Annotated in this window: 18 protein-coding genes; 10 read left to right on the forward strand and 8 right to left on the reverse strand. The window is 60.8% G+C overall.

Annotation, left to right across the window (positions count from 1 at the left end):
- Positions 1-20: 20 nt before the first annotated feature.
- The 3 genes from HU725_RS01595 (at position 21) to fdhA (ending at position 3,028) form a co-directional block, all read left to right on the forward strand.
- Complete coding sequence (locus HU725_RS01595) at positions 21-653, forward strand: sarcosine oxidase subunit gamma (RefSeq protein ID WP_060480491.1); 633 nt, start codon at positions 21-23, stop codon at positions 651-653.
- Between the two features lie 12 nt (positions 654-665).
- Positions 666-1,523 (forward strand): formyltetrahydrofolate deformylase, encoded by an 858-nt coding sequence (gene purU / locus HU725_RS01600; protein WP_054903622.1) that lies wholly within the window; start codon positions 666-668, stop codon positions 1,521-1,523.
- 305 nt (positions 1,524-1,828) lie between these two features.
- Entirely contained in the window at positions 1,829-3,028 is a 1,200-nt protein-coding gene (fdhA, locus tag HU725_RS01605) for a formaldehyde dehydrogenase, glutathione-independent (protein ID WP_054903621.1), read from the forward strand.
- 202 nt (positions 3,029-3,230) lie between these two features.
- On the opposite strand, the gene HU725_RS01610 is transcribed toward fdhA, so the two are convergent.
- Positions 3,231-3,443 (reverse strand): hypothetical protein, encoded by a 213-nt coding sequence (locus HU725_RS01610; RefSeq protein ID WP_060480498.1) that lies wholly within the window; start codon positions 3,441-3,443, stop codon positions 3,231-3,233.
- Positions 3,444-3,535: 92 nt separating this feature from the next.
- Positions 3,536-4,465, reverse strand: coding sequence for an RHS repeat-associated core domain-containing protein (locus HU725_RS01615; protein WP_186478434.1), 930 nt, complete (start codon positions 4,463-4,465; stop codon positions 3,536-3,538).
- A gap of 197 nt (positions 4,466-4,662) precedes the next feature.
- On the opposite strand from HU725_RS01615, the gene HU725_RS01620 reads away from it, so the two are divergent.
- Complete coding sequence (locus HU725_RS01620) at positions 4,663-5,238, forward strand: DUF2780 domain-containing protein (RefSeq protein ID WP_186478435.1); 576 nt, start codon at positions 4,663-4,665, stop codon at positions 5,236-5,238.
- 400 nt (positions 5,239-5,638) lie between these two features.
- Here the strand turns inward: HU725_RS01620 and HU725_RS01625 are convergent, their stop codons facing one another.
- Together HU725_RS01625 and ftrA are read right to left on the reverse strand one after the other, a co-directional pair.
- Positions 5,639-7,000, reverse strand: a complete 1,362-nt coding sequence (locus HU725_RS01625; RefSeq protein WP_186479012.1) for an APC family permease — start codon at positions 6,998-7,000, stop codon at positions 5,639-5,641.
- Positions 7,001-7,118: 118 nt separating this feature from the next.
- A complete protein-coding gene (gene ftrA / locus HU725_RS01630) occupies positions 7,119-8,117 on the reverse strand; it encodes a transcriptional regulator FtrA (protein WP_060477399.1) in 999 nt (332 codons plus the stop codon).
- A gap of 214 nt (positions 8,118-8,331) precedes the next feature.
- Between ftrA and HU725_RS01635 the strand changes: the two genes are divergently transcribed.
- From HU725_RS01635 to HU725_RS01655, 5 genes are all read left to right on the forward strand, one after another.
- Positions 8,332-9,558, forward strand: a complete 1,227-nt coding sequence (locus tag HU725_RS01635) for a cation:proton antiporter (RefSeq protein WP_186479011.1) — start codon at positions 8,332-8,334, stop codon at positions 9,556-9,558.
- Positions 9,559-9,627: 69 nt separating this feature from the next.
- Complete coding sequence (locus HU725_RS01640) at positions 9,628-10,392, forward strand: HalD/BesD family halogenase (RefSeq protein WP_186479010.1); 765 nt, start codon at positions 9,628-9,630, stop codon at positions 10,390-10,392.
- Positions 10,393-10,463: 71 nt separating this feature from the next.
- A complete protein-coding gene (locus HU725_RS01645) occupies positions 10,464-11,210 on the forward strand; it encodes an iron-containing redox enzyme family protein (RefSeq protein ID WP_186479009.1) in 747 nt (248 codons plus the stop codon).
- Positions 11,207-12,139 (forward strand): EamA family transporter RarD, encoded by a 933-nt coding sequence (rarD, locus tag HU725_RS01650; protein ID WP_186479008.1) that lies wholly within the window; start codon positions 11,207-11,209, stop codon positions 12,137-12,139. The genes HU725_RS01645 and rarD overlap by 4 nt, the downstream gene beginning before the upstream one ends.
- Positions 12,140-12,193: 54 nt before the next feature.
- Positions 12,194-13,183 carry an aspartate-semialdehyde dehydrogenase gene (locus tag HU725_RS01655; RefSeq protein WP_186479007.1) on the forward strand — a complete coding sequence of 330 codons (990 nt, stop codon included), beginning with the start codon at positions 12,194-12,196 and terminating at the stop codon, positions 13,181-13,183.
- A gap of 9 nt (positions 13,184-13,192) precedes the next feature.
- On the opposite strand, the gene yihG is transcribed toward HU725_RS01655, so the two are convergent.
- Positions 13,193-14,080: a 1-acylglycerol-3-phosphate O-acyltransferase, YihG family gene (gene yihG / locus HU725_RS01660; RefSeq protein WP_186479006.1), complete on the reverse strand. Its 888-nt coding sequence runs from the start codon at positions 14,078-14,080 to the stop codon at positions 13,193-13,195.
- Positions 14,081-14,264: 184 nt separating this feature from the next.
- Here yihG and rloA2 point away from each other — a divergent pair, with 184 nt between their 5' ends.
- The gene (gene rloA2 / locus HU725_RS01665; RefSeq protein WP_186479005.1) at positions 14,265-14,765 is read left to right on the forward strand and encodes a retropepsin-like aspartic peptidase RloA2; all 501 of its coding nucleotides are present in this window, start codon (positions 14,265-14,267) and stop codon (positions 14,763-14,765) included.
- 23 nt (positions 14,766-14,788) lie between these two features.
- On the opposite strand, the gene HU725_RS01670 is transcribed toward rloA2, so the two are convergent.
- The 3 genes from HU725_RS01670 to HU725_RS01680 form a co-directional block, all read right to left on the reverse strand.
- The gene (locus HU725_RS01670) at positions 14,789-15,412 is read right to left on the reverse strand and encodes a glutathione S-transferase N-terminal domain-containing protein (RefSeq protein WP_186479004.1); all 624 of its coding nucleotides are present in this window, start codon (positions 15,410-15,412) and stop codon (positions 14,789-14,791) included.
- A 3-nt stretch (positions 15,413-15,415) separates the two neighbouring features.
- Positions 15,416-16,084: a peptide-methionine (S)-S-oxide reductase MsrA gene (gene msrA, locus HU725_RS01675; protein WP_060477408.1), complete on the reverse strand. Its 669-nt coding sequence runs from the start codon at positions 16,082-16,084 to the stop codon at positions 15,416-15,418.
- A 106-nt stretch (positions 16,085-16,190) separates the two neighbouring features.
- Entirely contained in the window at positions 16,191-18,875 is a 2,685-nt protein-coding gene (locus HU725_RS01680; RefSeq protein ID WP_186479003.1) for a putative bifunctional diguanylate cyclase/phosphodiesterase, read from the reverse strand.
- Positions 18,876-19,161 lie beyond the last annotated feature (286 nt).

Here is a 19,161-nt window from a genome sequence, read left to right on the forward strand (position 1 = left end):
GAATTCAAGGCAGGTAAGAAATGAGCGCTATCAACGTCTTCCAGCAAAACCCCGGCGCCGAGGCCAAAGCCCAGTCGCCACTGCACCACGCCGACCTGGCCAGCCTGGTTGGTAAAGGCCGCAAGAACGCAGGCGTCACCCTGCGTGAAAAGAAATTCCTCGGTCACCTGACCATCCGCGGGGACGGGCACAACCCAGAGTTCGCCGCAGGCGTGCACAAGGCGCTGGGCCTGGAGCTGCCGGTTGCTTTGACCGTGGTGGCCAGCAACGACATGTCGCTGCAATGGATGGGCCCAGACGAGTGGCTGCTGATCGTACCCGGCGGCCAGGAACTGGCGGTCGAGCAAAAACTGCGTGCAGCCCTCGAAGGCCAGCACATTCAGGTGGTCAACGTCAGCGGTGGGCAAAGCCTGCTGGAGTTGCGTGGCCCGAACGTGCGCGAAGTGTTGATGAAGTCCACCAGCTATGACGTTCACCCCAACAACTTCCCGGTCGGCAAAGCCGTCGGCACCGTGTTCGCCAAGTCGCAACTGGTGATCCGCCGCACTGCCGAAGACACCTGGGAGCTGGTGATCCGCCGCAGCTTCGCCGACTACTGGTGGCTGTGGCTGCAGGACGCATCGGCCGAGTACGGCCTGAGCATCGAGGCCTAAGGAGAACAGAGCATGAGTCGGGCACCGGATACCTGGATTCTCACCGCCGACTGCCCGAGCATGCTCGGCACTGTCGACGTGGTGACGCGTTACCTCTTCGAGCAGCGCTGCTACGTCACGGAGCACCACTCCTTCGATGACCGGCTGTCGGGGCGTTTTTTCATCCGCGTGGAGTTCCGCCAGCCGGACGATTTCGACGAGGCCGGCTTCAGGGCCGGCCTTGCCGAGCGCAGCGAAGCGTTCGGCATGGCCTTCGAGCTGACCGCCCCTAATCACCGCCCCAAGGTGGTGATCATGGTGTCCAAAGCCGACCATTGCCTGAACGACCTGCTGTATCGCCAGCGCATCGGCCAGCTGGCCATGGATGTGGTCGCGGTGGTGTCCAACCACCCAGACCTTGAGCCATTGGCGCACTGGCACAAGATCCCTTATTACCACTTCGCCCTCGATCCGAAGGACAAGCCTGCGCAAGAGCGCAAGGTGATCCAGGTGATCGAAGAAACCGGGGCGGAGCTGGTGGTGCTCGCCCGCTACATGCAGGTGCTCTCGCCCGAGCTGTGCCGGCGACTGGACGGTTGGGCGATCAACATTCATCACTCGTTGCTACCAGGGTTCAAAGGTGCCAAGCCTTATCACCAGGCCTACAACAAGGGTGTGAAGATGGTCGGTGCAACGGCGCACTACATCAACAACGACCTCGACGAAGGGCCGATCATTGCCCAAGGTGTGGAGGTGGTGGACCACAGCCATTACCCGGAAGACCTGATTGCCAAAGGGCGTGACATCGAGTGCCTGACCCTGGCGCGGGCGGTGGGGTATCACATCGAGCGGCGGGTGTTCCTCAACGCCAACCGTACAGTCGTTCTCTAAGCACCAGCTCCGGGCTGTTCACGGTCAAAGCCACTTCAACAGATAAAGTGCAGGCCCAAGGCCTTGCGCCCAACGCTGGGGGAGCGGCTACAGCCGCGACCAGCCCGGTGCAGTTTCCAACCGCTGATTGCCCCCTATTTCTGCCACGACACACTGCCGTTAAAAGGTATCTCCCTGTCGTTTCCAGTCAGTGCAAATTGCCGTATCAGGCCCACAATTCTCTGCATTCCAGAAACACATGCCGCCCATGGATGGCGGCGCGTTCCACCACCGCTGCATAAATACAAATCAAGCGAGGTAAGAGCATGTCTGGCAATCGTGGAGTGGTGTATCTCGGCGCTGGCAAGGTCGAAGTACAGAAGATCGACTACCCGAAAATGCAAGACCCACGCGGCAAGAAGATCGAGCACGGCGTGATCCTCAAGGTGGTTTCCACCAACATTTGCGGCTCTGACCAGCACATGGTCCGCGGCCGTACCACTGCCCAAGTCGGCCTGGTTCTGGGCCATGAAATTACCGGTGAAATCGTCGAGATGGGGCGTGATGTCGAGCGCCTGAAAATCGGTGACCTGGTGTCGGTGCCGTTCAACGTCGCCTGCGGCCGCTGCCGTTCGTGCAAAGAAATGCACACCGGTGTCTGCCTGACCGTCAACCCAGCGCGCGCTGGTGGCGCCTACGGCTATGTCGACATGGGTGACTGGACTGGTGGTCAGGCCGAGTACGTGCTGGTGCCGTACGCCGACTTCAACCTGCTGAAACTGCCGGATCGCGACAAGGCCATGGAGAAGATCCGTGACCTGACTTGCCTGTCCGACATCCTGCCCACCGGCTACCACGGTGCCGTCACCGCCGGTGTAGGCCCTGGCAGCACCGTTTATGTAGCGGGTGCCGGCCCGGTGGGCCTTGCCGCTGCTGCCTCGGCGCGCCTGCTGGGTGCGGCCTGTGTGATCGTCGGTGACCTGAACCCTGCTCGCCTGGCCCATGCCAAGTCCCAGGGCTTCGAAGTGGTCGACCTGTCCAAGGACACCCCACTGCACGAGCAGATCGTCGACATCCTCGGTGAGCCGGAAGTGGATTGCGCGGTCGATGCTGTCGGCTTCGAAGCCCGCGGCCACGGCCACGAAGGTGCCAAGCATGAAGCCCCGGCCACTGTACTGAACTCGCTTATGCAAGTGACCCGCGTGGCCGGCAGCATCGGTATCCCGGGCCTGTACGTGACCGAAGACCCAGGCGCGGTCGATGCCGCTGCCAAGATCGGCGCGCTGAGCATCCGCTTCGGCCTGGGCTGGGCCAAGTCGCACAGCTTCCACACCGGCCAGACGCCGACCATGAAGTACAACCGCCAGCTGATGCAGGCGATCATGTGGGACCGCATCAACATTGCCGAAGTGGTGGGCGTGCAGGTGATCAACCTGGATCAGGCGCCGGAAGGGTATGGCGAGTTCGATGCAGGGGTGCCGAAGAAGTTTGTGATTGACCCGCACAAGATGTGGGGGGCGGCGTAAGGTCGTAAAAAGATGCCCTCTTCTGAGGGCATCTTTGCCTAGTCACGGTCTGCAGGTCTTATTTGCTTATCGTCAGGCTTACCGATCAAAGGCGATCTTTTCATCCAAGCGCATGGCAGGTCGAACCTGCGTCCTAAATCTTACCGTTTGAGGCAGTTGATGCTTGCACGGACGGCAGTGTCGGATCATGCCCATCACTCGACTACCGATGTGTTTCTTTTTCCTCCTCGCTCTGTACAGCAAGCACCGAGCCTTTGTTATCTGTAGCCAGCAAGCCATTGCCGTCGGCTGATTGCTGCTCAGCCAGTGGCATGTCCGTCGCTCGGAAGATGCTGCGATGGTTGGCGCCTGCCTTGACAGTGACGAGTTTGTTGCCTTGGTAGAAAAAAATCGCAGGGTTCAGTGATGGTTTCATGGCGACGGCCTCTGACATAGGTGCTGATTGAGAATTATTTTCAGATAGAACACTGTTTCAGGAAGTCTTGCTGGCTAATAAGGTGCCGTAGCCTATAGCTGTCTAAGGCTGGCTATCACCTCTTGAATTGCCTCACGCTCCTCGATTACGAGTGCGATTTTTTTGTTGTAATAAGCAATTGAGGCTTCATCGCGGTTTGCCAGATAACCGTAGGACAGGTTAGGGCGGTGGTCAGAAAGTGAATGCACGAACCTATTCAGGTTGTCTCGGAATTGCTTCTCTGTTTCGGCGAGCTTTTTCCGCTGCTGCGGTATGTAGGCGTTATATTGTTCGTGCAGACGTTCAAGTTTTTTTGTGCCTGGTTTAAGTTCGTTGAGAAGAGCGTCTAGTTTCTTTTGTAGATGTGAGTTATAAAAAGGGGGCGACGACACTGCTTCGTCATAAGTGGGGAGAGGGGCTTCAGGATTCGCTGCATACATTTCGTTGAGTTGAGACTTTAGCTCTTTTATTTTCTTTATTTGAACTGGAGGCTTTGGGCGAAATGTATGCCCAAACAGACTACGAATGCGAATATGCCCTGAAACATCTGCATAGTTCACTGGGTCATCCCCACAATAGTTGAAAGCATTGATTCCGCCTCCGGCGAATGGGCTCAAGTTATCAGGGGCAAGAAAACGCATTAGTTTAAGACTGTAAGGTCTATAGCCGTTACCTAGCATTTGGTAGCCACTGTTTGCTTCTAGGTGTTCACCATTGAACCCCAGCAGTGTAAGCGCCGATGGTAAAGTAGGGTCATGCCCATAAGGCGAATAGTTATGTATCTCATGTTTTTCCTTGCCTTTTACGGTAAGCACCGAACCTTTGCCATCGACAGCTAGCAAACCAGTGCTACTGGCTGGCTGCTGCTCGGCCAAGGGTATGTCTGCGGTGCGGAAGATGCTCCGAGGGCTGGCGTCTTGCTTGACGGTGATAAGTCTGTTGGCTTGGTAGAAAAAAATGACGCTGTTCCCAGATTTGCACATGACGTCGCCCCTTACAGCGTGGATAAATATGTTGGTCCAGTGGCTATTTTGAGCAGTTGTCAGAACATTGAAACTGGCAAAAGTGATAGGTAGCAGTGGGGCTGCAACCTGCCGATAACTGGCCCGGAACAAACCTCCAGACTTTCAGTCAAACCCCTCGATTCCCCCGGCCACCCCGGCCCATGAGGTCCCTCCCGATGAAAGCATTCACCCTGGCAACCTTGATGACCCTGGCCGCAAGCCCGGTGTTCGCCTTCAATCTCGGTGACGCGGCCAATGCCGTCTCTGCCATGCAGAACCCGCAGCGACAAGGCCAGGTGCAAGCCCCTGCAGCGCAAGCCAATCTGCTCAATACCCTAGGCAGCCAACTGAATATCACCCCCGAACAGGCCGTGGGCGGGGCAGGGGCGATGCTGGGGCTGGCGCGCAATAACCTCAGCAGCGATGAGTACGGGCAATTGACCAAGGCTGTACCAGGGCTGGACCTCCTGTCCGGGGCCAATGCCTTGGGCGGGCTGAATGGCTTGGGGGCTTTGCTGGGAGGCGAAAAGGGCAGCCAGTCGGCGCTGGATAAGGCTCTGGGCAACGATGTGCAGAACCGCAGCGACCTGGACACCGCCTTCAAGGCACTGGGGATGGATACCGGGATGATTGGGCAGTTCGCGCCGTTGATTCTGCAGTACCTGGGGCAGCAGGGCATTGCTGGGTCGTTGCTGCAGAACCTGGGTAGCCTGTGGACTACCCCTGCGCCATTGGCTCAGCCTTCGGTCTGATGGCTGAATGCCGGCCCTATGGGGTTCAATCTGAGCCTTTTAGCGCCTGTGAGATCGAGCGCCGCCCGCGCGGCGCATCGCGAGCTGCGCTCGCTCCTACGTTTGTTTCGGGCCAGTAACGCCTGTGGCAGACGCGCGCGACCGCCTTGTTTGTACGACGCGATATTGCGCCATGCATCAAGGCGTCCGCGCGCAAATCCCACAGGATCAATTGGCCTGAAACAAACGTAGGAGCGAGCGCAGCTCGCGATGCGCCGCGCGGGCGGCGCTCGATCTGCGCCCCACCGAAGAGCTAACGCCGAGCCCCAGCACTAGCCCCTATGTGGGCGGGTTCACCCATGAATGCGCTGATGACTTCACCATCGCCTTCGCGGGTAAATCCCCACAGTTGCAAGCTTGCTCAAGCGGCTTCTGTGAAGTCCACCAGGCGCACCGGGCGGCGGAAGCCAGCTGTCAACACCGCCAGGTAAGCAAGCCCCAGGGCGAACCAGCACAGCCCAATCACCAAGGTCAGCGCCGACAGGCTGGTCCACAGCCACAGGGTCAGCGCCAAGCCCACCAGGGGTACTACGCCATAGCTCAGCAGCCCTTTGAGGTCACGCTGCGCAGCGTGGTCCACCAGATGGGTTTTAACCACCGCCAGGTTCACCGCCGAGAACGCCACCAACGCACCGAAGCTGATCAGCGACGCCAAAGTCGCCAGATCGATCACCACCGCCAGCAGCGAAAACGCCGACACCAGCGCAATGGCGAACACTGGCGTGCCGAAGCGGGGCGAGAGGTAACCAAAGCTGCGCCGGGGCAGCACGTTGTCGCGCCCCATGGTGAACAAAATACGTGACACCGCCGCCTGTGACGCCAGTGCCGAACCCAGGCTGCCAGCTACGAACGCTGCGGTGAAGAAATTGGCCAGAAACTGCCCCCCAGCCTTGAACATCACCTCGTTGGCGGCCGCATCAACGTTGCTGAAGGTGGTGCCAGGCAGCACTAGTTGGCTGACGTAGGCCAGCACGGTGAACAGCAGCCCAGCGAACAAGGTGGTGAGGATGATCGCCCTTGGCACGTCGCGGCGAGCATCGCGGCATTCTTCGGCCAACGTCGAAACGGCATCGAAGCCTAGAAACGACAGGCACAGTACTGCAGCACCGGCCATGATCGGGGCGTAACCGGGTTTGGAGCCATCGCCCAGCAACGGCGACAGCAACTCCAGCGGCTGGCCGGTCAGCGAGTGACACGACAACGCAACGAACACCACGATGAACACGATCTGCGCGCCGACGATCAGGTTGCTGGCCTTGGCCACCGAGTGGATGCCGATCACGTTGAGCAAGGTCACCAAGGCGATGCAGGCCAGCACGAAGACCCAGGCGGGCACGGCCGGGAAGGCAATGTTGAGGAACAACCCGATCAGCAGATAATTGATCATCGGCAGGAACAGGTAGTCCAGCAGCAGCGACCAGCCTGCGAGAAACCCGGCATTTGGACCGAAAGCCATGTTGGTGTAGGAATATGCCGAGCCCGCCACCGGAAAACGCTTGACCATAAAGCTGTAGGACGCGGCGGTGAACAGCATCGCCAGCAGGGTGACCAGGTAGGCCCCGGCGGTGCGGCCCCCGGTGAGCTCGGTGACGATGCCGTAGGTGGTGAAAATCGTCAACGGCACCATGTACACCAAACCAAAGAAGACCAGGGCAGGAAGCCCGAGAACGCGGCGCAGTTGCGCGGTGCTAGCGGCATCGCCGGCGGAGTGTTGACTGCCCATCGGAAAAACCTGTGTTTGTTTTTGTTGACAGATTTTTATCCGCTTTGCCCTGCGGCATCAACGAAAGATTCGCTAATACAAATTATAAAGGCAGCTTCTAATCGGCTCGCCGAGCCCATCAGCACTGGGCGCGCCAGCTCTTGGCTTCATGCAGGGCAGGGCTTGCCCCGAAATGTTTGCGATAACTCGAAGGGGCAATGCCGACCGTGGTGCGGAAGGCTACGCGGAAGCTTTCCGTCGAAGTGAAGCCGCAGGCTTCGGCGATATCGTTGGTATTGCCAGCGGTGCTTTCAAGCAACTCCCGGGCGCGGCTGATGCGCTCTTGCTGCAGCCATGCTTTGGGGGCAAGGCCAGTGGTTTCCTTGAAGCGGCGCAGGAAGGTACGTTCGCTCATGGCCATTTTCTCGGCCATCTGGCAGATGCTGATCGGCTGCTCCAGGTTTTCCCGCGCCCATTGCAATACCCGGCTCAGCTCGTTGCGCGGCGCTTTCATGATCGGCATCGGAATGAACTGAGCCTGGCCGCCGGTGCGCTGCGGCGCCATCACCAGGCGCCTGGCCACGGTGTTGGCGACGTGGGTGCCATGATCGCGCGCCACCAGGTGCAGGCAGGCGTCGATACCGGCTGCGCTGCCAGCTGAGGTAATCAGTTGGCCGGCGTCGACATACAGCACGTTAGGGTCGACCTCGATATGCGGAAAGCGCGATGCCAGCTCATGGGCGAACTGCCAATGGGTAGTGGCGCGCCTGCCGTCGAGCAGGCCTGTGGCGGCGAGTACGAATACACCGGAGCAGATCGACAGCAGCCGGGCACCGCGAGCATGGGCTGCGCGCAGTGCGTCGAGCAGGGCAGCGGGCGGTGCTTCGTGGCGGCTACGCCAGCCCGGCACGATGATGGTCTGCGCCCTGGCCAGGCCCTCGAGCCCAGCGTCTGCGCTGATACGCACGCCGCCTGCGGCATGCATGGGCCCATCATCGACCGCGACCACTTGGTGTTGATACCAAGGGATGTCCAACTCCGGGCGGCGCAGGCCGAAGATCTCGACGGCGATCCCAAATTCAAAGGTGCACAGCCCTTCGTAGGCCAACGTGGCGACCAGCCCTGGCATCTCGCTCATTTGGCGGAATTTTCCCAATTGTTGACGGTAAACGCACTGTAGCGAACCGGTTCACATTCCTACAATCCCCGCTCATATAAGACCAAAGCATGCAGCGCATGATGCGACCGACGGCTTTGCTGCGCGCTCTTGCGCAGGCTGGATGTTGAGCCAAGTCTCACTGAGCACCCACAGCGTGACCGTGGACCTGAATGATTGCTTGAGGGACCGAGCGATGATGTTGATGACGCTACTGTTCGTGGTGGCCATGGCCAAAGCCTGTGGCTACCTGTTGCACCGGATTGGGCAGCCGCAGGTGGTGGGAGAGATGATCGCCGGTTTCCTGATTGGCCCGGTGGTACTTGGGCAGTTGTTCCCAGGCCTGCAGGCCGCATTGTTCGACCCGGATGACACCGCGCAGCTCAGGGCTTTGAGTGAGTTCGGGTTGCTGCTGTTCATGTTCGTCATCGGCGCAGAATTCCGGTTCCCTGCTGGCGAGCGCCTGGGCGGCGTCAAGGCCTCGGTGGTGGGTGTGTTCAGTATCGCGCTGCCGTTTCTGCTGGGGACCGCGCTGGCGCCATGGTTGTACGCCCGCTTCGCGCCGCCCAGCGTGTCGCTGCTGGCATTTACCTTGTTCATCGGCACGGTGTGCTCGGTCACTGCCTTCCCCGTGCTGGCGCGTATCCTCAAAGAGCACGGCCTGCTGGCTTCGCAAGAGGGCGCAGTGGCCATGCTTGCCGCGGCCATGAGCGATGTCGGCGCCTGGTTACTGCTGGCGTTGGTGGCCATGGTCCACAGCAACGACGGCAACCTGCCGCTGCTGGCGGCACGGGTCGCTGGCCTGCTGGTTCTGGTGGCGTTCTCGCTGCTGGTGCTGCGCCCGGCACTGGCGCGTTGGCTGGCCGGTTGCAGTGGATACGGGCAACCCCAGGTGCTGTTGGGGCTGCTGGCCGGGGTCATGGTCTATGGCAGCCTGACCCACTGGCTGCAGGTACATGCGGTATTCGGCGCGTTTCTGTTCGGGCTGTGCCTGCCGCGTGACGAACATTTGTTGCAGATGATCATCGAGCGCCTGGAACACCTGGCCCTGATGGTGTTCATGCCCTGCTTCTTCGCCCTGGCGGGCCTGAGCACCGCCCCGGGTGCGTTCGCTGAAACTGGCTTGGGCGCACTGGCCTTGGTGCTGCTGGTGGCAGTGGTCGGCAAAGTCGCCGGTAGTGCCCTGGGCGCGCGTCTGGTGCGTTACCCCTGGCGCACGTCGCTGCGCATCGGTGTGTTGATGAATACCCGTGGCCTGATGGAACTGGTGGTGCTCAAGATCGGCCTGGACCTGGGCCTGATCAGCGCCCAGCTGTTCACCCTGCTGATCGTCATGACCATCGTCACCACACTGATGACCGGCCCATTGCTGACGCTGCTCAGTCGTCGCCAGCCGGCACTGCTGGCACTGCAGCAACCCTGATTCACCACAAAAACAAGGCGCGCGCTACAGGAAAGACGTGCCTGCTTGCCAACCCAAGGAGCTTCGCCGATGGATGCACTGGAACAGCAACTGAGCCAACACTTCGACACCATCCTGGCCGATGAGACGCGGATGAAACAGATCCGCAACGCGTTCCGGCGCAACGGTTACTTCAACTTCAAGGACTTCACCTTCCTGCCTCGCGGCCTGCTGGAGGACGTGCACGGTGAGGTGCATCAGTTGCTCGATGACCACTCGGTACGTCGCGACGTGACCGTGGCTTCGACCGGCAACACCTACCGCAAGATGTACAACGTCAACCAGCCAGAGATCAAAAGCAGTGGCAACCTGATCCCGGCGATCTACGAATCGCCTGCGGTGCAGCGTTTTCTCGGCAATATCGCAGGTGATGACCTGGCGGCCTGCTGGGAGCAGGAGCAGTACCTAATCACCAAGCTCAGCCACCCAGGCGATACCCACGGCTGGCATTGGGGCGACTACCCGTACACCCTGATCTGGATCATCGAAGCGCCCGAGGACCCGGCCATCGGTGGCGTACTGCAGTGCGTGCCCCACAGCGAGTGGGACAAGAAAGACCCGCAGATCTGGCAGTACATCCTGAACAACGACATCAAGTCGTATCACCACCTCAAGGGTGATGTGTACTTCCTGAAATCCGACACCACGCTGCACCACGTGGTACCGATCCAGCAGGAAACCACGCGAATCATCCTCAACACCTGCTGGGCCAGTGCCCATGACCGGCGCACCGACGTAGCCCACGAGAGCATCGACGTGATCTGGGGCACCGAGCACCGCGGCCACGACGCCTGATCGGCTGCACGCCTGGGGCACAGGCCCCAGGCCTTTTCGGATTTCTTAACCTCTTTTGCAAGGAAACGCACATGTCCATCTCCCAGGAAACCTTCCAGTCCGATTCCGCCTACGTTGTGCGCAGCGGCGATGTTTCGCTCGAGCTCGAACTGTTCATGAACGAGCACATCGACAGCATCCTCAAGCACCGCGCCACCGAGCACCCGTTCCTCAATACCTATGCAGCCGAAGGCCTGGATGCCGAGCAGAGCAAGGTGCTCTATCTGGAAACGCTGCACTACTTCAAGTTTCTGCCGTTCTATGTCTGCGGTATCTCGACCCTGACCCGCGATGAAGCCGTGCTGCGCGCCATTGCCTTCAATGCCCGCGACGAGCTGGGCGAAACCCATTCGCACTCGGACCTGTACCGCAAGTTCCTGCTGGACAAGGGCATCAGCGCCGAGGAAATCGACGGCTACAAGTGCCTGCCCAGCACCCAGGCACTCAACGACGGCATCTGCGCGCTGTACACCACTCCGCCGCTGCAGAAGGCTTTGGGCGGCCTGTTCGCCGACGAGGCAATGTCCGCCTCGATGGTCAGCAAGTACAACGATGGTTTGATCAAGGAAGGCATGAGCGCCCAGCAGCGCTTCTTCTGGACCCTGCACATGGAGGTGGAAGTGGGCCACTCCAACGCCGTGTTCAACATCATGGAAAAGCACCTGCAGACCCCTGAGCAGCGTGCGCTGTTCGTCGAGGGTATCCAGCAGTACCTGCACCTGATGGAAATCTACTGGGACGGTATCGCCCGCAAGCTTGGCAAAGGGCTGCCGGCATGAGTGCAGACAAAGACGCCAGCGCAGGTGCCGGCATCTTCTATGGCTTGGGTGCGACCTTGCTGTGGGGGTCGTACCCACTGTGGTACAAGCCACTCGGCCAGCTCGATGCCTACCACCTGCTGTCGTGGCGGATCGTCTTCGCCGAGCTGTTCCTGGTCGCCCTGCTGGTGGTCAGCGGGCGGGTGGGCAAGCTGCGGGCAACCCTGCCGACCATCCGCGCCCAGCATGTGCTGACGGTCGCTGCGGTCCTGGGGTTGTGGTGGCTGATGTACATCTACGGGATCATGACTGGGCGTGTGCTGGAAGTAGCCTTCGGCTACTTCCTCAGCCCGATCATGAGCATGGCGGTGTCACGCCTGCTGTTCAAAGAGCGCCTGAGCGGGCTGCAAGTGCTGGCCATCGGCCTTGCCGTGATCGGGGTGACGCTGATGGCGTTCGAGCTGCTGAACCTGCGCTCGTTCCCATGGATCGCGCTGATCATCGGCTCATGCTACTCGTTCTACGGCATCTTCAAGAAGAAAGTGCCGGGTGACCCGGTGGTGATCCAGACCCTGGAGATCATGGCACTGTTGCCATTCGCCATGGTGTTCCTGGCTTACGCCGGCAGCCAGGGGCTGGGGCATCACTTTGGCCTGGCGCTGGGCACCGATCTGCTGCTGGCGGCAACGGGGCTGATTACGGTGCTGCCACTGTGGTGGTACAGCCTGGCGGCCAAACAGTTGTCCATGGTCACCCTGGGCTTCTTGCAGTTCGTACCACCGATCTGCAATTTCCTGCTGGCCGCATTCGTTTATGGGGAGCATGTCTCGCCGCTGAAACTGGTGGCGTTCCTGTTCATCTGGGTGGCGCTTGGCGTGTTCACCTGGAACTCGGTGCGGGCCCAGCGGGCAGTGGTGCAACAGGCGGGCGCGAAACTGCGCACGGCATGAGAAGTTGCCGGGTGCCTTAAGTGGCACCCGGCTTTGCGAGATCAAGGAGTTGTGATGAAAAGAATCGCAGTTGTCGGTTGTACCGGTGCCGTTGGCCTGACCATGCTTGAGCTGCTCGGCCCGACCGAGCTCGAGGTGCTCTGCATGGCCTCGCCGCGCTCTGCTGGCAAGCTTTTGCAGGTAGGCGGGCGGGACTACCTTATCGAGCCATTCTCGGTCGAGGCCTGCGCCACCTGCGATGTGGTGTTCCTGTGTGTTTCCGGGGAGTTCGCCCTCAAATACGGCGAACAGCTGGCACAGTCTTCGGTGGTGATCGACAACTCTTCGGCGTTCCGTTACCACCCGGATGTGCCATTGCTGGTGCCACCGATCAACGGCAAAAGCTACAAAGGCGAATACCTGATCGCCAACCCTAATTGCTCGTCGGCTATCGCCTTGATGGTGCTGGGCCCGCTGCACCAGGCGTTCGGCCTTGAAAGCGCGATCATTTCCACCTACCAGGCCGCCAGCGGTGCCGGGCAGCCGGCGATGCTGGAGCTGCGCGAGCGGGCGGGTGGTTTCGAGGACTATGGCCTGGACAACGGCAGCGAGAACTTCGCCCATAACCTGGCCTTCAACGTGATCCCGCAGGTCGACCGTTTCGAAGACAACCTCTACACCCGTGAGGAAATGAAGGTGGTGTGGGAGTTGCGCAAGGTACTTGGCGAGCCGCGCCTTGCCATCAGCACCACGGCGGTGAGGGTGCCGACCCTGCGCTCCCATGCCGAAAGCCTGACGCTCAAATTCAAGCAGCCTATTCACTCGCTGGAGGGGGTGCGGCGGCTGCTGGCCGAAGCGCCTGGGGTTGAACTGGTGGATGACCCGGCAGCCGGGCGCTACCCGATGCCGATGACCTCCACCTACAAACATGCAGTGGAGGTCGGGCGGATTCGCTTCAACCTCATCTACGGCCAGTACGGTCTGGACCTGTTCATCAGTGGTGACCAGCTGCTGCGCGGGGCGGCGTTGAACGCCTTCGAGATCATGCAGCTGGTGAAACGCTAAGCGGCAGGCTCAGCGCATCTCGGCGCGTAAAGCCTCGATGCGCTGGTCCTTCTCCAGCCACAGCTGGTTGACCCAGTCCTGCACGGTCTGACGGAAGGCGGGATCGTTTTCGTAGTCTCCGGCCCACAAGGCTGGGTCCAGCTCACGCACGTTGATGTCGATGATCACCCGGCTGATGCTGCCATTGAGCAAAGCCCAGAAGCCCGGCGCCTGCTCGCCGGGGTAGACGATGGTGACATCCAGCAATGCATCCAGTTGCTCGCCCAGCGCGGCCAGCACGAAGGCCACCCCGCCGGCTTTGGGTTTGAGCAGGTGGCGGTAGGGCGACTGCTGCTCGCAGTGCTTGGCTTGGCTGAAACGCGTGCCTTCGAGGTAGTTGACCACGGTCACCGGCTGGCGCTTGAACAGCTCGCAGGCAGCCTTGGTGATTTCCAGGTCCTTGCCTTTGAGGTGCGGGTGTTTCTCCAGAAACGCCTTGCTGTAGCGCTTCATGAATGGGTAATCCAACCCCCACCAGGCCAGGCCCAGCAGCGGCACCCAGATCAGTTCTTTCTTCAGGAAGAACTTGAAGAACGGTGTGCGGCGGTTGAGGCTTTCGATCAGCGCCGGGATATCGACCCAGCTTTGGTGGTTGCTCACCGCCAGGTATGAGGTGTCTCTGCGCAGGTTCTCGACGCCGCGGATGTCCCATTGCGTGGGGATGCACAACGCGAAAATGGCTTTGTCGATTTCTGACCAGGTTTCAGCCACCCACATGACCGCCCAGGACGCATAGTCGCGACCACGGCCGGGCAGCACCAGCTTGAGCAGGGCGAAGACCAGCAGCGGGCAAATCAATACCACGGTGTTGAGCAGCAGCAGGGTGGTGGTGAACAGGCCGATTAGCAGGCGACGCATAGGGAAACTCTTGTTGTAGGAATGAAACGGTTGGCAATGATAAGCAGGGTGGCAGCCAACGCCAAACATCCAGTGCCAAGTGGCAGGGACAAATGTTTCACATTATGTTGTTTAACCTGGGTACCGACGAACCTATCCTGCCAGTGCAGTCTAAGCACTGACTCTTTTCAAGGAAGCCTGCCCTGTGAAATCTTTGCTTGCCCTGCTGTCGTTGGTGGCGCTACCGGTCATGGCCGCTGACCCGACGCTATACGGCCGTTACGAGAACATCGCCCTGCCTGAACTGGGGCAGACCCTCAAAGCCAAGATGGACACCGGTGCCTATACCGCGTCGCTGTCTGCCAAGGACATCGAGCGCTTCACCCGCGATGGCGAGGATTGGGTGCGGTTCCGCTTGGCCACCAAGGATTCGGACGGCAAGGTGTACGAGCACAAGGTTTCGCGCATCAGCAAAATCAAGGGCCGCGCCGATGAAGAGGACGAGGGCGATGTGCCTGAGCTGTCCAAGCGCCCGGTGGTAGACCTCGAGCTATGCCTGGGGGATGTGAAGCGCACTGTTGAGGTCAACTTGGTGGACCGCAGCAATTTCAACTATCCGCTGCTGATAGGGGCCAAGGCCCTGCGCGAGTTCAAGGCGGCGGTGAACCCAGCCAAGCGGTTCACCGCTGGCAAGCCGGACTGCTGATACCGCCCGGCGTGGCCTGTTTTTCAAGCTGATGGGGCTGTGGCGACCATCGATGGGCGCTGGCTGACCTCGGCATACCATGCCGCCAGGCCAGGCTGGCGCTCACGCCAGCCAAACTGCGGCTGACGCAGGTCCAGGTAGCCCAACGCACAGGCCACGCCAATCGCCGCCAAGTCGAACCCCGATGCAAGCTGGGCCAAATGCTCCTGTTCGAGGTTGGCCAGGCTGCGCCGGATCTTGTCGGCCTGGGCGTTCAACCAGCCGTCCCAGCGTTTCTCTTCGGGGCGTAGAACGCTCTCGTAACGCGATGCGACCGCTGCATCCATGATCGCATCGGCTTGGGAGGCCAGGGTCATGCGCCGCCAGCGTGCCGCACCCTCGCGTGGCAGCAGGGCTGGGCCAACATGCTGCAGGTCGAGGTACTCGCAAATCACCCGGCTGTCGTGCAGCACGGTGCCGTCCTCCAGGCGCAGGGCCGGAATCTTGCCGATCGGGTTGCCCTGGTTGAGCTGCTCGTCACCATTGACCGGCGTGATGTTCACCGGCTGCAGGGTCACCCGCTGCAGTTGGCCGGTCTCGTGCAGCACCACCATCACCTTGCGTACGAATGGCGACAGCGGCGAGTGGAACAGGGTCATCGTGCTCATGGTTCAGTTGCCTTGCAGGCTGGGTGGCAGGCATACGCCGGTGCCGCCGATGCCACAGTAGCCGTCAGGGTTCTTGGCCAGGTACTGCTGGTGGTAAGCCTCGGCGAAGTAGACGGTTGGCGCCTGATCGATTTCGGTGGTGATTTCACCGTAACCGGCCTTGGTCAGCTCCGCCTGGAAGGCCTCGCGGCTGGCCTTGGCCTGTTCGAGTTGTTCCGGGCTGGTGCAGTAGATGGCCGAGCGGTACTGGGTGCCGATGTCGTTGCCCTGGCGCATGCCTTGGGTCGGGTTGTGCAGCTCCCAGAACATTGCCAGCAGTTCCTGGTAGCTGACCTTGTCCTTGTCGAACGCCACCAACACCACTTCGGTGTGGCCAGTCAGGCCTGAGCAGACCTCTTCGTAGGTTGGGTTCGGGGTAAATCCGCCTGCATAGCCGACCACTGTGCTGACCACGCCTTCGCGCTGCCAGAAGCGCCGCTCGGCGCCCCAGAAGCAGCCAAGGCCGAAGATGGCGAAATCGATGGCGCCTTCGAAGAATGGGCCGAGCAGCGGGGTGTCCTTGAACACGTAATGGAACTCGGGTAACTGCATGGGCGTCTCGCGGCCAGGCAGGGCTTGCTCCGCGGTTGGCAGGACGTTTTTGTTCACTAAGATTTCCGAACGCAGGACCATGGCTGTTCCTCTGAGTATCTGTGAATGGGGGTGGGGACCGTTTGCGGGTGAACCCGCGCTTTCTGGACCCGAATGACGTCTAGTGTGCCCCAGCTTGGCGCTGCTGTCAGGCCATTGGACCGCGCGGATAGCGCTTGAGTTTTGCTTCCAGCTCACTGCCCGGTATCGGCCGGTCGAACAGGTAGCCTTGGCCGACATCGCAGCGGTGCCGGCGCAGGAACGCCAATTGCTCTGGCGTCTCGATGCCCTCGGCCACGACCTTGAGCTTGAGGTTGTGGGCCATGGCCACTACGGCCGAGGTGATCTCCATGTCGTCCTGGTTATCGGGGATCTCGTTGATGAAGCTGCGGTCGATCTTGATGATATCGATCGGAAACTTCTTCAGGTAGCTCAACGACGAATAACCCGTACCGAAGTCGTCCATCGCCAGGGTCAGGCCCAGGGCCTTGAGCTCGTCGAGCTGGCGGTGGGTATCTTCGCTAGCTTCGAGCAGCAGGCCTTCGGTCAGCTCCAGCTCCAGCAGATGCGCAGGCAGGCCTTCTTCTTTGAGAATCGAGGCGATGGAGGCGACCAGGTCAGGGTCGGAGAATTGCTTGGGCGACAGGTTGATCGCCACCTGCAGGCAGCCCATGCCGGCTTGCTGCAACTGCTGGCTCATGCGGCAGGACTGGCGCACCACCCACTTGCCGATGGGGATGATGAGCCCGGTTTCTTCGGCCACGCTGATGAACTGGTCTGGGCGGATCATGCCGCGTTCGGGGTGGTTCCAGCGCAGCAGCGCCTCCAGGCCCAGCAAGCGGCCACTGCGCAGGCACAGCTTGGGCTGGTAGAACACCTCGAGCTCGTTCTGGGTTAGCGCGCGGCGCAGGTTGTTTTCGACGAACAGCTTGTAGCTGGCCTCGGCATTGAGCACTTCGGTGAACACCTGCACCTGGTGCTTGCCGTTGGCCTTGGCCTTGTGCAGGGCAAGCCCTGCATTTTTCATCAGCGTCGTCGGGTCGCTGCCATGCAGCGGTGCACACGCAAGCCCCACGGAGGCGGTGACGTTGATCAGCTGGTTGTCGACGAACATCGGTTTATCGAGGGTTCGCAGCAGTTGCAGGGCGACCCCCTGGCCTTCTTCCAGGCCTGTGTCATCGAGCAGTACGGCGAACTCGTTGCTGGCGAAACGCGCCAGCACACCGTTGGCGCTGAGGCTGTTGCGCAGGCGCCGGGCAAGGCTGATCAACAGTTTGTCGCCGGTCTGGTGGCCGAGGCTGTCGTTGATCCGCTTGAAGTTGTCGATGTCCACCAGCAGCAGGCAGATCGGTTTCTCGCTGTCGCGGGCGAAGCGCTCGTCGAGCTTGCGGATGAACGCCGGGCGGTTGCCCAGATTGGTCAGGTTATCGGTGTAGGCCAGCCGTTCGATGCGCTGTTGGGCCAGCTTGCTCTGGGTGATGTCTTCATAGATGCCGATGTAATGGGTCAGCTCGCGGTTGTCGCCGTACACCTTGGAGATCGACAGTTGGCCCCAGTAGGGTTCGAGGTTTTTGCGCCGGCTCTTGAATTCGCCCTGCCAGCTGTTGCCCATGGCCAGGCTCGACGGTGAGTCGAACAGCAGCTCGCTGAGGTTTTCCAAGGCGGGCAGCTCGGCCAGGTGATGGCCTTGGACTTCCTCGGTGCTGTACTGGGTGATCGCCGTGAAGCTTGGGTTGACGTACTCCACCACACCGTCGCGGTTGACCAGCAGGAAGGCGCTGGCGCTTTGCTCGACCGCCCGCTGGAACAGGTGCAAGGCGCTGGCGGCGGTTCGCCGGTTGTGGTTGGTGATGACCTGGGCGAACTGGTCGGCCAGCTCGCCGGCAAAGGCGATTTCATCCGACTGCCAGGCACGTGGTTGGGCGGTCTGCTCCAGGCACAACACACCGACCACTTGGCCATCGACGCGGATACTGGCGTCGAGCATGGCGTTGTTGTCCGCGTACAGGCTTTCTGCCAGCTCGCGGGTACGCGGATCGTGCTTGGCGTTGTGGGCGTCGATGGCACGGCTGGCGTGCAGGGCTTCGAGGTAGTCCGGAAAACGGCTGGCGTCAATTGGCTCGGGCAAGCGATGGACCTGCTCCTTGTGCAGCCAGGCACTGATCGGCTGCAGGCGTTGTTCGTCCAGGTACCAGATGCTGGCGCAATCGACCTTGTAGATTTCACAGGCACTACGGGTGATCAGCTCAGCCGCTTCGAGCAGCGAGTTCTCGGCACTGTACCGCTGCCGGGCCAGGCGCAGAATAAGATCCTGCTGGGCGCGCACGCGTTCCAGGTGCTCGAGCTGTACCTGCTGGGCGCGTTGGTTGATCTGCAGGGCTAGTTGCAGGCGGTTGTTGCGTGATTCCAGGTCACTGGAGTCGGCTTCGCCTTCTTCTTCATCATCGAGCACTGTCAGGAACCCGCGCAGCAACTGGCGGTTGTGCTGCTTGAATGCCTCGCCGGCCTCCAGCAGACGCAACGCACGGGCCTGGGTGTGCAAGGTGTAGCGCACGCGGTAGTAACCGCGCTTGTTCAGTTGCAGCTGAATTTCATCGTGCAGCCGGTAGCGCGCCTCGGGTTCCATCAGGCTGGCGTAGGGTGAATCGACCAGGGCGCACAGTTGTGGCGCGGGCATGCCGAATTGGCGGTCGCAGGCCGGGTCCAGGTACAGCATCGCCCAGCTCGCTTCGTTGAGCCTTTCGAAACGCAGCATGCCCAGCCGCGAGGGCACGGGGAGCGGCGTGACGACCTCGGCCGCCACACGGCTAGCGGCATCGGGTTGGCTTTTCATCGAAGACTCGCTTGAAGGGGACGCGGCCTGGACGGCTGCGTATCTGGCAAGGTTGCATCATGTCCCGGAGGCTGGCAAGCGGCCATGAGGGCTGTCTTGTAGATGTTTCGGCTGGAGGGGCGAAATCCTTAATTTGTCTTGAGTGATTTGGCGCCTGTGAGATCGAGCGCCGCCCGCGCGGCGCATCGCGAGCTTTGCTCGCTCCTACGTTTGTTTCGGGCCAGTAACGCCTGTAGCAGGCGCGCGCGACCGCCTTGTCTGTACGACGCGATATTGCGCCATGCAC

This window comes from Pseudomonas promysalinigenes (genome assembly GCF_014269025.2).
Lineage (GTDB): Bacteria > Pseudomonadota > Gammaproteobacteria > Pseudomonadales > Pseudomonadaceae > Aquipseudomonas > Aquipseudomonas promysalinigenes.

Excerpts from the sequence above, each read along its gene's own strand:
- purU (WP_054903622.1), top strand. The coding sequence starts at position 666 with ATGAGTCGGGCACCGGATACCTGGATTCTCACCGCCGACTGCCCGAGC.
- HU725_RS01635 (WP_186479011.1), top strand. The coding sequence starts at position 8,332 with ATGATGTTGATGACGCTACTGTTCGTGGTGGCCATGGCCAAAGCCTGT.
- yihG (WP_186479006.1), bottom strand. The coding sequence starts at position 14,080 with ATGCGTCGCCTGCTAATCGGCCTGTTCACCACCACCCTGCTGCTGCTC.
- rarD (WP_186479008.1), top strand. The coding sequence starts at position 11,207 with ATGAGTGCAGACAAAGACGCCAGCGCAGGTGCCGGCATCTTCTATGGC.
- msrA (WP_060477408.1), bottom strand. The coding sequence starts at position 16,084 with ATGGTCCTGCGTTCGGAAATCTTAGTGAACAAAAACGTCCTGCCAACC.
- HU725_RS01640 (WP_186479010.1), top strand. The coding sequence starts at position 9,628 with ATGGATGCACTGGAACAGCAACTGAGCCAACACTTCGACACCATCCTG.
- HU725_RS01620 (WP_186478435.1), top strand. The coding sequence starts at position 4,663 with ATGAAAGCATTCACCCTGGCAACCTTGATGACCCTGGCCGCAAGCCCG.
- HU725_RS01610 (WP_060480498.1), bottom strand. The coding sequence starts at position 3,443 with ATGAAACCATCACTGAACCCTGCGATTTTTTTCTACCAAGGCAACAAA.
- HU725_RS01680 (WP_186479003.1), bottom strand. The coding sequence starts at position 18,875 with ATGAAAAGCCAACCCGATGCCGCTAGCCGTGTGGCGGCCGAGGTCGTC.
- ftrA (WP_060477399.1), bottom strand. The coding sequence starts at position 8,117 with ATGAGCGAGATGCCAGGGCTGGTCGCCACGTTGGCCTACGAAGGGCTG.
- HU725_RS01595 (WP_060480491.1), top strand. The coding sequence starts at position 21 with ATGAGCGCTATCAACGTCTTCCAGCAAAACCCCGGCGCCGAGGCCAAA.
- HU725_RS01645 (WP_186479009.1), top strand. The coding sequence starts at position 10,464 with ATGTCCATCTCCCAGGAAACCTTCCAGTCCGATTCCGCCTACGTTGTG.
- HU725_RS01625 (WP_186479012.1), bottom strand. The coding sequence starts at position 7,000 with ATGGGCAGTCAACACTCCGCCGGCGATGCCGCTAGCACCGCGCAACTG.
- fdhA (WP_054903621.1), top strand. The coding sequence starts at position 1,829 with ATGTCTGGCAATCGTGGAGTGGTGTATCTCGGCGCTGGCAAGGTCGAA.
- HU725_RS01670 (WP_186479004.1), bottom strand. The coding sequence starts at position 15,412 with ATGAGCACGATGACCCTGTTCCACTCGCCGCTGTCGCCATTCGTACGC.
- HU725_RS01615 (WP_186478434.1), bottom strand. The coding sequence starts at position 4,465 with ATGTGCAAATCTGGGAACAGCGTCATTTTTTTCTACCAAGCCAACAGA.
- HU725_RS01655 (WP_186479007.1), top strand. The coding sequence starts at position 12,194 with ATGAAAAGAATCGCAGTTGTCGGTTGTACCGGTGCCGTTGGCCTGACC.